This is a genomic window from Amycolatopsis orientalis, assembly GCF_000943515.2.
GTDB classification, from domain to species: domain Bacteria; phylum Actinomycetota; class Actinomycetes; order Mycobacteriales; family Pseudonocardiaceae; genus Amycolatopsis; species Amycolatopsis orientalis.
Window position 1 is genome coordinate 2347634 of sequence record NZ_CP016174.1, and the last position, 14387, is coordinate 2362020.

Genomic DNA, 14387 nt, shown 5'->3' on the forward strand with positions numbered 1-14387 from the left:
GCCGGCTATCGGCGCGCGCTCGTGTCGAGGAGTTTGGATTCGATCTCGACGGTGTCGGGGTGTGCCAGTGGTTCAAGGATTTCGAGTGCTCGGGTCCATGCGTCGCAGGCTCCGGGGTGGTCGCCTGCGGCTTGTAGCACGTCGCCAAGGTGGTCGAGAGTTGTCGCTTCCAGATAGGGACTGCCTAGTTCTTGGAACAGGGCGAGGGAGTCGCGGTAGCCCTGCGCGGCTTCGGTGTACTGGCCGAGATTGTGGTGTGCGCGTGCGAGGCAGTGGAGGTTGTGGGCCCGGCCGTCTCGGTCTCCGATGCGGTCCAGTAAGGGTTTGGCCTCGCTGCAGCGGGCGAGGGACTGGGCGTGGTGGCCTGCTTTGCCGTGATACCAGCCGATCGCGGTGAGCGTGAATGCTTCCCATGCGTGGTCACCCGCTTCACGGCACAGCTGGAGAGCGTGGTGGGCGTGCGGCAGAGCCCGGGTGTGGCACTGCCGCAGGTCGTAGGCCGAGCTGAGGGAGAAATGGGTGATGGCCATACCCATGGTGTCCCCGAGGCGGGTGTAGAGGTCGAGCGCGTGCCGCAGGTTCTTCAGGGCTTGGTCTTGATCGCCCAGCAGGATTTCGGCCCTGCCGAGTAGCTGGCGGCTGGTGGCTCGGGCGAAGTCGTCATCGAGGCGGTCGGCGGCCGCCAGTGCCGTGCGCTGGGACTCGGCGCGGTGCGCCAGATGACCTCGCCTGCTCAGGTAGGTGCTGTGCACCCAGGGCAGCTGCCAGGCGTGCACGTCGAGGCCTGCGCGGACGGCTGCCGCCGTCGCGGCGAGCAGGGTGTCGTGCTCCGTGGTGAGCCATTGCATGGCCTGGTGGTAGTCGTTGACGGGCGGATGTGGGACGTGGTCCTGTGCGGTGGCGAGCACGATCGGTGGCCAGTGCGGTGCGAGGTGCCGTTCGGCGGCGAATCCGGTGTGGAGGTAGAAGTCGAGGCATCGGTGCAGTGCGGTTCTCCGTTCCTCGTCGGTGTCCTCCAGCTCGGCCAGTTCGGCCGCGTAGACGCGGAGCAGGTCGTGTGAGCGGAAGCGGCCGGGGCGGTGCTCGTCGACGAGGTGTGTCCGTATCAGTTCGTTCAGCAGGGTGCGGGTGCGGGACATGTCGATCCCGGCCAGCGCGGCCGCGGCGAACCGGCTCGCGTCGGGGCCGGGGTGCAGGCTCAGCAGCCGGAACAGCCGGGCAGCCTCGGGGCTCAGCGTGCGGTACGACCAGGAGAACACCGCTCGCACGCTCGATGTGGTGCCTTCCGCGTCCAACGCGTCCAGCCGCGCTCGCTCGTCGCGCAGTTCATCGGCCAGTGCGCTCAGCGGGAAGGCGGGGTTGGCCACCGCGCGACCCGCCACGACGGCCAGGGCCAGCGGGAGCCGGGCGGAGTGCGCGAGAAGTCGCGCGACCGCGTCGGGTTCGGCGGTCACCCGGTCGGGTCCCAGCCGCCTGACGAGAAGCGAGACGGCCTCGATCTCCTCGAGCACGGTCAGGCGGACGGGCACGGCTCCCTCATGGGTGATCAGATCGGTGGCCCGCTCACGACTGGTGATCACCGTGAGGCAATCCGCCCCACCGGGAAGAAGGGGCCGGACCTGGTCGGCGTCGTAGGCGTTGTCCAGTACCACCAGTGCTCGCCGGCGGGCCAGCAGACTGCGATACAGCGCGGCCCGCGCGTCCGGGCCTGCCGGGACGTGCTCTGCCGGCACGCCCAGCGCCTCCAGGAAACCGTGCAGTACATCGGCCGGGGACAACGGCTTGCCCACTCGATCGAACCCACGGAGGTTCACGTACAGCTGCCCGCCGGGGAACCGCCGGGCCTCGCGATGCGCCCAGTGCAGCGCCAAGGACGTCTTTCCCGACCCTCCGGTACCCGTCACCAGAACGACGCCGGCGGCGTCATTTCGCGCCTTGTCGAGCAGACCGAGTTCACGGGTGCGGGCGACGAACCACGGTGACGCCGCCGGTAACTGCCGTGGCACCGGCTCCTGGTTCTGCTCCGCCCGCTGGGCGGCGGGCGGAGGCGGCACCTGCGAGGCGAGCATCCGCTGATGCAGACGTCGCAGCTGATCGCCGGGCTCGACGCCGATCTCCGCCACGAGCCGGGCGCGGAACGTGCGGTACCGCGTCAACGCCTCCACCCGGCGCCCGCATCGGTACAGGGCGAGCAGATGCTGACCGGCGAGTCGCTCGTCGAACGGGTTCGCCGCTGTCGCGGTGGTCAGCTCGGCCAGTAGTTCGGCGTGCATCCCGAGGTTCAGTGCGACGTCGTGGCGCTCGACCTGGGCGGTGTACCGCTCTTTCTGCAGCTGGTCGCGCATCGCCGCCAGCCAGGGGCTGTCCAGCTCGTCGAACGGCGCACCCCGCCAGAGCCGCAGCGCGCGGTCGAACAGGGCCAGCGCCCGCCGGCCTTCGGCGGCTTCGTGAGCCTGCCCGAGCAGACGCCTGAAGAGGTGCAGGTCGACGGTTTCGACGTCGACCTCCAGCACGTATCCGCCATTTCGGTGGGCGATGTCGAACCCAGCGACGTCCCGCAGGGCGGTCCTGAGCCGGAAGAGGTAGCTGTAGAGGGCGTTCCGAGCTTGGCGAGGGGCTCGCTCGCCCCACACCCTGTCTTCCAGCTGGGCGGCGGTCACCTTGTGGCCTGCCTCGGCGAGCAGGACGGCGAGGACGGACCGCTGACGCGCGTGCCCGATGTCCAGATCCTGTCCGTCGAGCCGAACACGAACGTCGCCGAGGACGGCGAACTCGACCTCCACAACACCTCCCTCTCTACCTGCGGATTCAAGATTAGCGCGAGATACGTACAGGACTGATCACCCACCGTAGTAGTCCAAGGCCGACGCACGGAGCGGCCAGGACGGAGACGAACGCATGAGGCTTCACCCCGGTGGACCGGTGCCGCAGTCGGTCATCGCCGTGGTCCAGCCGGTGCTCGTGGTCGCGTCGTCGCTGGCCGGGGCCTGGCTGTGCGCGCACTCGTCGCGCGTGCTGGGCGGGGTCCTGCTCGGCGTCGGCTTGTTGCTCTGGCTGACGTCCATTCTCCTCGCCGCGCCTTTGGGATGGGTCATGGCGGGTGCGGCGGCCACGGTGATCGCCGCTTTCGCGGCGTGGGAGGGGGTGAACGACGCGGCGTTGTCCGAACGCGGCGTCCGCACGTCCTGCACGGTGCTCGACATCCAGACCCGTCGCGTGCCGATCCGGACCTATGACGGGGAGCACTGGAGCACGACCACCGACACGTACTACGACCATCGCCTCGCCTGCTCGGAAGAACGCGAGGAGAACGTGTCTCTGTCATACCGTGCCGCTGGTGAGGGTACCCGGCTGGACGTCGTCTACGACCCCGACGGTGCGGTCGCGACCCAGCCTGCGGGCGCGGTGTCGGACGGAACCCTTTCCGCGTGGGTCGGTGGTGCCTCGTTGCTGGTCGCCGTGGGCGCGCGCGTGCTCGGGGTCGTGCACGACGCGCGGCCCTTCGTCGGCCGCGTTCAGCGGGGGAGAGATCGGCGGTCCCGGTCACCGGAAGGGGTACGTCCGTCGTGACCCGGGTACTCATCCGTGCTTCCGGAGGCAGGGGCACCGGCCGGACTGCGGGATACGAACCTGATCCACACCGGCGGATCTTGGTGATCTGCGCGGTGATCGGCGGCGTCCTCGCGCTGGTGCCGTTTCTGCTCTTCCTGACCAAGCCGGCCTTGGAGATTCAGGCCGGCGCGTTCTCCGAGAGCTTCGGAGCCGCGGCGAGTACGCGGTCCCGGTCGTTCACCGCCGGGTTCCTGGTGGTTATCCGGCTCCTGATGCTCTTCATTCTGTATCGAGCGGTCCGTCATCGCCGGCTCGCCTCCCCTGACGCACCGGTGACGCGTGCCCTGGTGGTCATGGCGGCGGCGCTGGCCACGCTCTCCGCCTTCCATCTGATGGTGGCGGCCGTGCAGTTCGTCCGGCCGGAGTACCAGGTGTCGGAGATGGTCACCGCGAACATGAACGCCGGACTCAGTGCCCTGCTGCTGGCGTGCCTGATCCTGGGCGGCGACCGGCTCCACCCCAGCCGTGCCGCCGACGGTGAGCGACTGCGGCGACGGGACAGGAACAGTCAGCTGTGGATCGCACTCGCGTGCGCTCTGCCGCCGATCGCGCTTCTGATCAAGATGATCCACGCGAGGGCCGAGAGCGGGGCGGACTTGGTGTCCGCGGCGCTGCTTTCGCTGCCCACGACGGCGATCGCGCTCTGGGCCGTGCACCGGATGCAACGCCATCGGCGGATGCCTTTCCGGCTCCTGATCGCCGGATTCGGCTGGGGTGCGGCGGTGGCCGTCGGATACGGAATGGCGCTGCCGGTCCTGTACAATTCCTTGAGCGATCAATTGCTGGGCTTCAACCGGTTCGTCGCGATCATCGACGGCGTCAAAGTGCCCGTCTTCGAGGAATTGGCCAAGGGCGTCGGCGTGCTGCTGATCGCCGTCGTGGCGCGGCGGTGGGTCACCGACCTGGTGTCCGGTCTCGTCGTCGGTGCCAGTGTCGGCCTGGGGTTCAACTTCCTCGAATCCATGTTGTACATGTCCGCCCCGGGCACGGGCGGGGCCGTCTATCAGCACTGGCTGCGGCAGGTGGTCGGGATCATGCTGATGCATGTGGCCTTCTCGGCGCTGGTCGGTGCGGCGATCGGCGCCGCCCGGCAGACGCGGAACCCGGGGACAAGGCTCGTCGTGATCGGTTGCGGCCTGCTGAGCGCGATCTGCGGCCACTATCTGTACAACAGCCTGATCTCGTTGCTGCCGTTGATGTTCCGGGTCAGCGAGCCGGTGTTCGCCATGGTCGTGTTGCCATTCCTGGTTCTCCTGCTGCTCAGCCCGCTCCTGGTGATGTATCTGGTGCTGCTGCGCCGTGGCCTGCGCTACCAGAGCACCGCGCTCGCCATCGAACTCCGGCACGAGGCGAACAGTGGGCACGACGCGGTCACCGTCGCCGAACTGCCGGTGCTGCTCAATCCCGCACGCAGGTTCCGAACCCTCGTCGACGCCTTCCTGCGTGGTGGGCCGCTTGCCTATCGCCGGCTGTCCCGCCTGTACCAAGCCCAACTCGACCTGGGCATGTGTCACTGGCACCAGGCACGTCAGGACCCCGACGGGGCGGAGGTGGACTTCACCCGGCTACGGCGGCAGATCCAGGAGTTCAAGACCGACGACGAAATCCGCACAGGAGGGGGCCGCTGATGCGTCAAACGCTCCGGAGGGTCGGGCACGTCGTCACCATCGTGCTCGCCGTGCTGTTGCTCACCCCCGCGACAGCGGTCGCCCGGTGCACGGGTGGCCTGGTCAACACCCTTGGCTCCACGGGAGACGACGGCTGCGGCGGTATCTACCCGGCGGTCGGTTCTGCCGTCGCGGTGGCCGCCGCTCTCGCTGTCGCCGCCGGCCACGCCGCGTTCAGTTATGCCCGAGGCGGGACCAACGGGAAGGTCGGCACCGGCGCCAAGATCGGCATTGATCCGACACCGGAGTCGATCGCCCATGGCACGGTGCGGATGGAGGAACACCCTGACTTCGCGGCCGAGACGGCAAAGGTGGAGGCGATGGGCTTCAAGATCGTCGCGGTCGAGAGCGACCCTTCGGTGGCGATCCGCCGCTTCGTCGGTTTGGCCGGGGAAACGATCAGGACCGACCTCGAGTTCAGACTTCGACCAGGAATGCGTTATCTGGACCTGGAGCACGAACTCGGACACATCGACCAGCTCTTCGACACGAATCGCTTTCCTGATGGCCCACCGCCGAGCGAGATCGTCACACCGACACGGAACTCACCGAAGGGCTACAAGCGAGCGTTCAACCAGAGCGGAGTATTGACGATCGATCAGAACGCGGTGCTGGAATACCACAACCGGCTGCAAGAACTGCTCTGGCTCAGCGAGCGTGGCGTTCCGCCGGACGTCATGCGGGAGCATCTCACCGGAGCCGACGACTGGTTCGACCGCTACCGCAAGGCCACGTCCGGACGCCAGGGGAACAGGACGGTCGGCTGGCAACGCCGGCACTTCGGTGACCTCCAGGAACTTGAGCGGCGGGTGCGTTCGATGCGCGCCCATCCGCGGCCCTGATCGCGGTGACGAGCAGGAGGAAGGTGGCACCGTGCAGGTGACTCCCAAAGCGGACTACCCGGTGGAAGCGCGTTCTCGGCGCTGGGAGGTGGATGGCCCTCAAGCCGCGCTCTACGAGGGCATCTGGGACGTTCTGCTCAATAGAATGGTGACAGTGTCATTCGTTCCCGACATCGGTCAGCCGGTCCACGATCGCGCTCGATGGCCGGCCGACCTCGATGAGATCACCACCGAGCGACAGGCTCGGCAGGAAGCCGCCATGTTCGCCGACTACACGGTGACGCCGAACATCGAATTGGCCGGCCGCACCATCCGGTCACAGACCACATCCTGGCGCGAGGGCCGGCACGGCGTGGTGTTCTACGTCGGCCCGGCCGAGTACGCGCGACTGGCGGCCGACCTGCAGGCACTCGACGTCGTGGGCGCCACGGTCTCCGAACTTCGCGGGCACCCGGCCGTGGACTTCGTCGAACGTATCGTCGCCTCGCCCGAGTTCGCCGACGAGGATGCGTTCTGGTTGCGCGGAGAGGACTGATGGTGGTCAATGTGCTGTTAAGGAGAAACAATGGAATTCGACTTCTATGTCACCGAACTCGGGAGCCTGCTGGGCGGCTGGACGGTCAACGTGGTCGGGGCCGAACTGAGTAAGCACAACAGGGTGCTGTGCGCCGAGGTCTCCCGTTCGTCGTACTCCACTTCGGACAGACTCGTCAGAGCCGGTCGGGAGGACCGGGATCGCTGGTGCTCGGCGACGCGCCGACTGCTGGCGGAGATCCACGCCCTGCAGGAACGTGAGGAAGCCGTCAGCCTTCACCGGCGGGCGCCGTTTCGGGGTGGCCTGTGGTGGCGGATCAAGTACGCGCGGCGGAACTGGTTGCTGCGTAAGGGATATGACGCGGCAAGCGCGCGGCTGCGGTCGGACTTCGCCGCTGCTCTCGCGGACCACCAGCAGAGCATGGATGATCTTCCCGCGTACCTGGAGGAGTACGCCATGCGGGAGAAGGAGCGCAAACGGCGAGAAGATGAGCAGGCCAGGAAGAAGCGTGCGGACGCCATCGCCGACGTGTCCGGTCCGGTGTGGGCCTACGAGATCCGCAAGCATCCAGGCGGGCGCCGCAGCTTCTGGATCTATCTGAGGAGCCTGGACGCCGGAGGCGGAAGTAAGCACACCGTGCAGGAGGTCCATGCCGCGCTGACCGCGGAACGGGCCGAACATCGCTACACCGGCGTGTATTGGGCGCGGGAGACCGCTCGCGCGTTGAAAGAGAAATACGAGACCGTGGCATGGGGATGGGCACGGCTCACGGGCGAAGTGATCATCCCGCTTCCCCACGACCCGAGTGATCCACCGATGTGGTCGAAGTACCACGGCGGTCCCTCGAGCAACTACGGAAGCGGCAGTTTCTGATGAATCCACGCGGCGGGCAAGACCGTCGTGCTGGATCACGAGCGTGGTCACTCGAACGGACAAGTACCGCCATGGGTCTCGACTTTGTTCCGCTGATCACCTGCGTATCACTGGAGGCGGTTTCGAGCGATCGTCGCAATGGTGTCGATCTTTTAAGATCCCATCGCGCCTTGGAAGACCTCGAGCGGCGTTCGCCAGTCGAGTCGCCGTTCTCCGCTCGCCATCGGTAGCCGGTCTTGCGGCCGATCCCGACGGTCTGACAAGCCTCCACCCTCCCGATTCCGGACAAGATCAGTTGCCAGTACTGAGTCTCGATCTCCAGTCGCCGTTTCCTGCCACACCTCGCCATCAGCACACCCACTTCTACCAAGGGTCGTGTTGCGACGAGTACTCGGACCCAAGAATCGCCAGGGGGTCAGTCTTGAGGAAGCGTCCACAGAGGCAGCCCACTACGCTGACACCGAACCATCGGTCAGATGATCACTGGTCAGTAAGCCACCGGCAGGAAAGCGGGGACGGTTCAGGGTGCCCTCGGCGACATATTTGCCATACGGGTCAATAACTGGTGAAGTGTGGGTATTCAACCGGGAATGTATTCCCTCTCGACGAGGTCAGGCCGCCGCCTGGGGTGGCCGTGTTTTCGGCAAGGTTGGGAAGGGCTCGCCGGTACCGTTCGGCCGAGTCGTTCCGGACCGTGTCGGACGCAGCCCGGAGCACAGGATCATGCAACGCCCGCATCGAGGTCCCGACGCCCTCGTGGCTCACCACTACTGTCCTGAGTTGGTGGCTCGAACCCACCCACATCCCCCCGCATCGCGGCCAGTTCGCACCGTTCGAGTACTCCTTCTACACCGGCCTGACCGAGCGACACGGCCTGGTGGACCTGTTTCGGCACCTGCACGCCGACGCCGTCGAGCACAGTTGGGCACGCCGAGCCGATCTGGGATACCGCTATGACCACGCTCACGGCTCCCCCGCCGTGGCACAGCGGCTCACCGCGTGCGAGTACGTCCACGAGACCAGGGAAGCGGGGACCGACGGGACCCGGCTCACCGACCATTCGGGACTCGCCGTACGGGTGTCGATGACCGCGACCACATCGCTGCTAACGTCGGATCCCGCTGCGGCGGCCACACACGCCGAGCCGGAGCCGACTCTGTTCTAACTCACTCGGCCCTACCGCTCGTCGTCGCCGGCTGCCGGATCCACATGCCCGCCAGCCGACCACGAGGACCTGCCACAGGATGCCTGCCTCCACCAGCACACCACGAATCGGTGCCCGCGTCCTCCTGCTCGACCCCGACGACCGCATGCTGCTCATCCACGCCCTCGACCCCACTGACCCCGCACACCACTGGTGGGAACTGCCCGGCGGAGGCCTGGACGAGGGCGAGGACCTCGATGCCGCCGCCCGCCGTGAGCTCGCCGAGGAAACCGGGATCACGCTCACGACCCTCGGCCGCAAGCTGTGGGTCCGCGAATCCCGCTTCCGCTACAAAGACCGCGACCATCACCGCATCGAGCACGTCTTCCTCGGACACACACCCACTACTGCGCCGCAGGTCGCGCTCAAACCCACCGAGAACGAAAAGGCCGGTCTGATCGAGCGTCGCTGGTGGGCGGCGGACGAACTGCGGCAGTGCCGCGACAAGCTCCTGCCCGCCACCCTGCCTTCCCTGCTCGACGACCTGCTCGCGGACCGGTTCAGCCCCGAGCCCCTCACGCTCATCGACTGAGGGGCTGGCGGAATGCCCATTCCTGTCGGTGACGGTGCTCCTACGCGACCTGCTTGCCGACAAGAACATCCAGCGACTCGACGCCGAGATCACTGACCTCGTCCGCGGCCACGTCGCCTAAATGGAGGAAACCCATGCCCAACGACCGTGGCCGCGTGTTCCGCGAAGCCTGGATCGCCGGAGTCACCAAGCACTATCCCGGCGAACCGAAACCCGGCTACATCACGCCCTGGGACGAGACACCGGACTGGGAACGCGACGCCGCTACAGCCGTCTACGACCAGGTTCTCGCCTTCATCACGGCCACCAACGGTGCCACAGCCAAGCTCACGCCGGAGCAGAAGGGCCGTTTCGTCGCCCTGTGCTGGATCGGGCAGATCTTCAAGCATTTCCCTGACCCGAAACCGTCTTACGTTGCGGACTGGGACGACCTGCCCGATTGGCAGCAGGCCACCGACATCGACATCTTCGAACGCATCGAACAGGACGCCTAACCCATCAAGCGGTGGACAAAGAATTCGCACTTTTCTTGCTCATGCTCGTAGTTCCTCGTGATATTTTCCGGGCCGTCGCTGGGGTTCAGTGAGGCCGTCGTCGCGTACGACGCCCGCTCTCGTGCTCTATGGCATGGCTCATTCAAAGGGTTCGCGCACGAGGCGAGGCCTGTCGAATCGCTGGTAGAACAGTTCCAGGTACATCCGCATGATCCGGCCACCGGTAGACGAAGACCTCGCCGAATGGGGCCGAATCCGGGCCCGCGCTCCACGCTTCCCAGCCGAGGGCAAGCAGATTTCCAAGGCAGAGGTTGCAGCGTATGGATAGCTGGAGGAATTCTTTCTTCGGTATCGGAACATCACCTGCCGATAGGGCGGATACCGTTGGCGTGACTGCCGATGAGGGTGCACTGGCAGGCTCCGTGCGCAACCCGCACAAACCCTGACGGATACGCGACATCAACGCCAGGCTGTGGCCTGCGACGCGGAGCGTGACTGCCAACGTAGGGTCTCATCGCGCGTAACATGTTGGTGTTGTGCGACCTGAGCTTTTCGGGGTTGTCTCACCCCGATGACATGGCGATTGGTCTCATTGTGTGGCATTTCTTCGGCCGAGCTGCCGAGAGCGCGGCAGGCAAGCGCTCGCGGGTGTGGTTGGTTCTTCTAGCCTGTCGGTAGTGCGCGGTCTAGTTCTGTCCGGAGGGTGGCTTGGACGGTTTCGATGTAGCGCGGGCCGAGGAGGATGTCGTGTTCACCGGTCACGTCGAGATATCGTGCTGCGTTGCGGGAGTGCGGGTCCCAGGCACGTACATCGTCGGGGCTCCACATCGGTGGCTCTTTGACGTGGTCCGGGGTCGTTTCGAGCAGGACGGTCAGGGTTTCGACCGAGCCGGTCGGTCGGTAGTCGCGTTCCAGTTCGATGAGCCGGTACACCAGCGCGGCCCAGTTCGCGAAACTGTCCGAGTCGAGGTCGAGTTCGGCAAGGCGGGTTTTCGAGGCGGCGGCGATGATGCCCGCGTCTTGTTTGTCGCGGTCCATGTCGGCGAGGTTCTCCCGCAGTTCCAGTTTCTGCTCGGCGGTGATCAGGCCGAGGTAGGCGGCGAGGCTGGTGGCCTGTTCCAGGTAGTTGCCCCGCATCAGCGTGCCGATGTGTGGGATTTGGCTGATGACGCAGACGAAGCCGACGTGCTCGCCCTTTGCCTCGAGACGTTTGGCGATTTCGAAGGCGACCGCGCCGCCGTATGAGTAGCCGGCGACCGCGTAGGGACCGTGTGGTTGTTCGGCCTGGATCGCTGTGACGTAGCAGTCGATCATCTCATCCCAGGTGGCGAAGAAGCTCTCTCCTGGGTTAAAGCCGCGGGCGCGTAGGGCGTGGAAGGGCCGCTCGTTGGTGAAGTATTTGGCGAGACTGACGTAGAGCATGACCTCGCCGGTGCCGGGATGGACGCAGAACAGCGGAGTCTTGTCCCCGGTTCGCTGCAGCGTGACCAGTGGGTCATACTCGTCGGTCCGCGCCGGGCCGCCGGAGTCGATCAGTTTGGCTAGTCCCCGGACGGTGGGTTCGGTGAACAGCCAGGTGGCGGGCACGTTCGGGATGCCGAGCCGGCGTTCCAGTGCCAGCTTGAAGCGGATGATGTCCAGCGAGGTGCCGCCGATGTCGAAGAACCCGGCGGTAGCGCTGACCTCACCGAACGGCAGGCCGAACAGTTCGCCGTAGATCTCCGCAAGAGCGGTCTCGGTCGCGCCGGAGGGTTCGCTGAACCCACCGAACTGGCGTTGGACCAGCTGGTCGATGACGGATTTGCGCGCCTGGAAGCCGCCGCTGTCCAGCCGTCGGCGCAACTGCGCGCGTTGGATTTTGCCGAGGCTGGAGCGGGGAATATCGGCCTCGGCGATGGGAAGGACAAGGGCGGGGCGGAATCCCCAGTGCAGGATTGCGCCGTTGCGCACGGTGATGATCAGCCGGTGCAGGGCGTCCTCATCGGCGTCCTCGACGTCGGTCGCGAAGAACACCGCGAGTTGCTCGGTGTCCGCCCCGGCGGGCCGGATGGGCACGGCGGCCACCGATCCGCTCAGCACGCCGTCGAGCCGCCCTAGCGCGGTTTCCAGCTCGTGGCTGTAGTAGTTCACGCCGTTGACGATGATGCTGTCTTTGCTCCGGCCTGCCAGGGTGACGCGGCCGTCGTCGAGTGTGCCGAGGTCGCCGCTGCGTAACCAGCCGTCGGCGGTGAACGCTGCCGCGGTGGCGTCCTGGTTGCGGTAGTAGCCGGGGGTGATCATCGGACCGGCGAACTGCACGTGCCCGACCTGTCCCGCCGCCACGGGCCGCTCCGTGTCGTCGACGACACGGATGCGCAGGCCGTCGACGGCGGTTCCGAGGTTGGCGAACTCCTGACCGTGGTCATGCCGGGGGAAGTCGTGGGAGTAGGTGCAGCCCGCACAGGTCTCGGTCATCCCGAAGGCGGGCCACAGCGCGCCGCGGTGGAGGCCGTGGGGTTCGAGAAGGTCGAGGAACGCTGCGGCGGTGGCGCGGACGATCGCCTCGCCGCCGCTGACTATGTGCCGCAGCTGGGACAGGTCGAGGTCGTCAGTGATCGGGGCGTCCGTGATGGCCTTGGTGATCAGTGCGAGCAGGAAGTTGGGCGTGAAGGTCATGGTGACCCGGTGCCGGGAGATCAGCCGGAGAAACTCGACCGGGTCATCGAGGATCGTCGCGGGTTCGGCGTGGACCTGGGACGCCCCGGCGAACAGCGGCAGGAGGTGGCATTCCAGGAGCGCGGCTACGTGGTCGAAGGTGATCCAGTTGAGGCTGACATCCGCGGAGGTCAGGTTGTGGTGGCCGTTCTTGGCTGCCATGGACGCGTTGAGGTTCGCGTGTGTCAGCATTACTGCTTTGGCGGCGCCGGTCGAGCCGGAGGTCAGCACCAGCAGCGCGAGATCGTCGCCCGTTGCGTGGTGGACGTCCCGAGCGGGCTCGTCTGCGGCGAGGTCGTCGAGGTAGGCGGTCACGAGGCCGGGGACGGGGGGAAGATCAGCGGCCTTGGTACCGTTCGTCACCAGCAGCGGCGGCTCCAACAGCCCGTGCGCGTGGGCGAGGTGTTCTGGCCAACGCCCTCGGTCCGCAGGGAGCGTGAGTACGCACGGGACGAACCCGCCGAGTACGCAGGCCCAGAACAGCGGGACGACTTCCTGCGGCCGGTCCAGTAGCAGGATGACTTTGTCACCTGGTTCGAGGCCGTGTCCTCGTAGTCCGGTGAGGAATCGGCGTGCTGTGTCGAGGAGGTCCGCGTAGGTCTGGTCGGTGTGGCCCGCACGGTCCGCGTAGCGAATCACGTTGTGCGGGTGGTCGTCCACGGCTGCCATCAGGATGTCTGACAGCGTGGCCGGCCCTGTGCTCGCGTCAGTCGCCGGTCCGGGCATGGATGATCTCCTTGGTTGCGGTCGATGCGGGTGCGGCACCGTTTCGCGGACGATGCCAGGTGACGGGAAGCTCTCCGACGCCATAGACCACAGACGCGTGCTTGAAGGTCAGTTCATCCACCGGGCAGTCGAGCGCCAGTGTGGGGATGCGGCGGACGAGTGTGCCGAAGGCGACTTGCAACTCCACACGGGCCAGCGCCTGCCCGATGCACAGGTGGGTGCCGTGACCGAACGCGAGATGGTGCCGCGCGCGGCGGCCGATGTCGAAGGTGGCCGGGTCTGGGAACGCGGTTTCGTCCCGGTTGGCGACGTCGGTCGCCACGACCATGCCCTCACCCGCGCGGATGAGCGTCCCGCCGATCTCCATGTCGGCAAGGGCGACGCGGCGACGCCCGGACTGGACAATGCTGAGGAAACGCAGCAACTCCTCGACCGCGTTCGCCAGCGTGGCGGGGCCGTCGGCGGTGCGGACGGCGTCGGCGTGACCGGGGTTCGCCAGCAGCAGCGCCATCCCCACGGCGATCATGTTCGCGCTGGTCTCGTGTCCGGCGACGAGCAGCACGTGGGCGATCGAGGCGAGCTGCTCCCGGGTCATCCGTCCGGCGCCCAGCTCGTCCACGGCCAGCCTGCTCAGCAGGTCGTCGCGCGGCTCTTCGGCCTTGCGGTCGATCAGGGTGGCGAGGTAGTCGAGCAACTCCTCGGTCGCCGACAGCACGCGCTGTTCGGACGCACGACTGGAAACGACCGTGTTGCTGGCCCGCTGGAAGAACTCGCGGTCGGCATAGGGGACTCCCAGCAGCGAGCAGATCACCCGGACCGACAAGGGAAGCGCCACCGCGGTGACGAGATCGGCCGGGTCCGGACCGGCCAGCATTGTCGTGATCAGGTCGTCCACGACCTGCTGGATATGGGCTCGCCTGCCTTCGCTGCGGCGGACCGTGAAGTCCGCCGCCAGAAGCCGCCGGTAGACCAAGTGCTCCGGATCGTCCATGTCCAGGAAGGTTCGCACCCGCCGCTGCTGCGCGGCACCGCCGGCACTCACGTGCGGGTAGCCGGGCAGGTCCGGGTTCGCGCTGGCCCGCCGATCCGCGAGTACCGTCCGCACGTCCTCGTACCGGGTGATCAGCCAGGGCGTACTGCCGTCCCACAGCCGCACCCGCGACACCGGCGCAGCCCGTTGAAGGTGCCCCAACTCGGCCGGAGGATCG

The 14387-nt window shown here is 66.8% G+C and carries 11 protein-coding genes; 8 read left to right on the plus strand and 3 right to left on the minus strand.

The window, feature by feature from the left end; genetic code table 11:
- Window positions 1-5 precede the first annotated feature (5 nt).
- Window positions 6-2783 carry an AfsR/SARP family transcriptional regulator gene (locus tag SD37_RS10540; protein ID WP_044851038.1) on the minus strand — a complete coding sequence of 926 codons (2778 nt, stop codon included), beginning with the start codon at window positions 2781-2783 and terminating at the stop codon, window positions 6-8.
- 115 nt (window positions 2784-2898) lie between these two features.
- Here SD37_RS10540 and SD37_RS10545 point away from each other — a divergent pair, with 115 nt between their 5' ends.
- The 8 genes from SD37_RS10545 (at window position 2899) to SD37_RS10580 (ending at window position 9759) form a co-directional block, all read left to right on the plus strand.
- Entirely contained in the window at window positions 2899-3570 is a 672-nt protein-coding gene (locus SD37_RS10545; RefSeq protein ID WP_145926585.1) for a hypothetical protein, read from the plus strand.
- Complete coding sequence (locus tag SD37_RS10550) at window positions 3567-5240, plus strand: PrsW family intramembrane metalloprotease (RefSeq protein ID WP_145926586.1); 1674 nt, start codon at window positions 3567-3569, stop codon at window positions 5238-5240. The genes SD37_RS10545 and SD37_RS10550 overlap by 4 nt, the downstream gene beginning before the upstream one ends.
- The gene (locus SD37_RS10555; RefSeq protein ID WP_044851041.1) at window positions 5240-6121 is read left to right on the plus strand and encodes a hypothetical protein; all 882 of its coding nucleotides are present in this window, start codon (window positions 5240-5242) and stop codon (window positions 6119-6121) included. Before SD37_RS10550 ends, SD37_RS10555 begins: the two co-directional genes overlap by 1 nt.
- A gap of 31 nt (window positions 6122-6152) precedes the next feature.
- Window positions 6153-6656 (plus strand): hypothetical protein, encoded by a 504-nt coding sequence (locus SD37_RS10560; protein ID WP_145926587.1) that lies wholly within the window; start codon window positions 6153-6155, stop codon window positions 6654-6656.
- Between the two features lie 30 nt (window positions 6657-6686).
- On the plus strand, window positions 6687-7529 hold the full coding sequence (locus SD37_RS10565; protein ID WP_044851043.1) for a hypothetical protein: 843 nt from the start codon (window positions 6687-6689) through the stop codon (window positions 7527-7529).
- 694 nt (window positions 7530-8223) lie between these two features.
- Window positions 8224-8694, plus strand: a complete 471-nt coding sequence (locus tag SD37_RS10570; protein WP_236725329.1) for an exonuclease/endonuclease/phosphatase family protein — start codon at window positions 8224-8226, stop codon at window positions 8692-8694.
- A gap of 79 nt (window positions 8695-8773) precedes the next feature.
- Window positions 8774-9265, plus strand: a complete 492-nt coding sequence (locus SD37_RS10575) for an NUDIX hydrolase (protein WP_044851044.1) — start codon at window positions 8774-8776, stop codon at window positions 9263-9265.
- A 134-nt stretch (window positions 9266-9399) separates the two neighbouring features.
- Window positions 9400-9759 carry a hypothetical protein gene (locus SD37_RS10580; RefSeq protein WP_044851045.1) on the plus strand — a complete coding sequence of 120 codons (360 nt, stop codon included), beginning with the start codon at window positions 9400-9402 and terminating at the stop codon, window positions 9757-9759.
- 663 nt (window positions 9760-10422) lie between these two features.
- On the opposite strand, the gene SD37_RS10585 is transcribed toward SD37_RS10580, so the two are convergent.
- Together SD37_RS10585 and SD37_RS43660 are read right to left on the minus strand one after the other, a co-directional pair.
- A complete protein-coding gene (locus SD37_RS10585) occupies window positions 10423-13122 on the minus strand; it encodes a non-ribosomal peptide synthetase (RefSeq protein WP_236725330.1) in 2700 nt (899 codons plus the stop codon).
- A 37-nt stretch (window positions 13123-13159) separates the two neighbouring features.
- Window positions 13160-14344 carry a cytochrome P450 gene (locus SD37_RS43660; protein WP_063774568.1) on the minus strand — a complete coding sequence of 395 codons (1185 nt, stop codon included), beginning with the start codon at window positions 14342-14344 and terminating at the stop codon, window positions 13160-13162.
- Window positions 14345-14387: the final 43 nt, after the last annotated feature.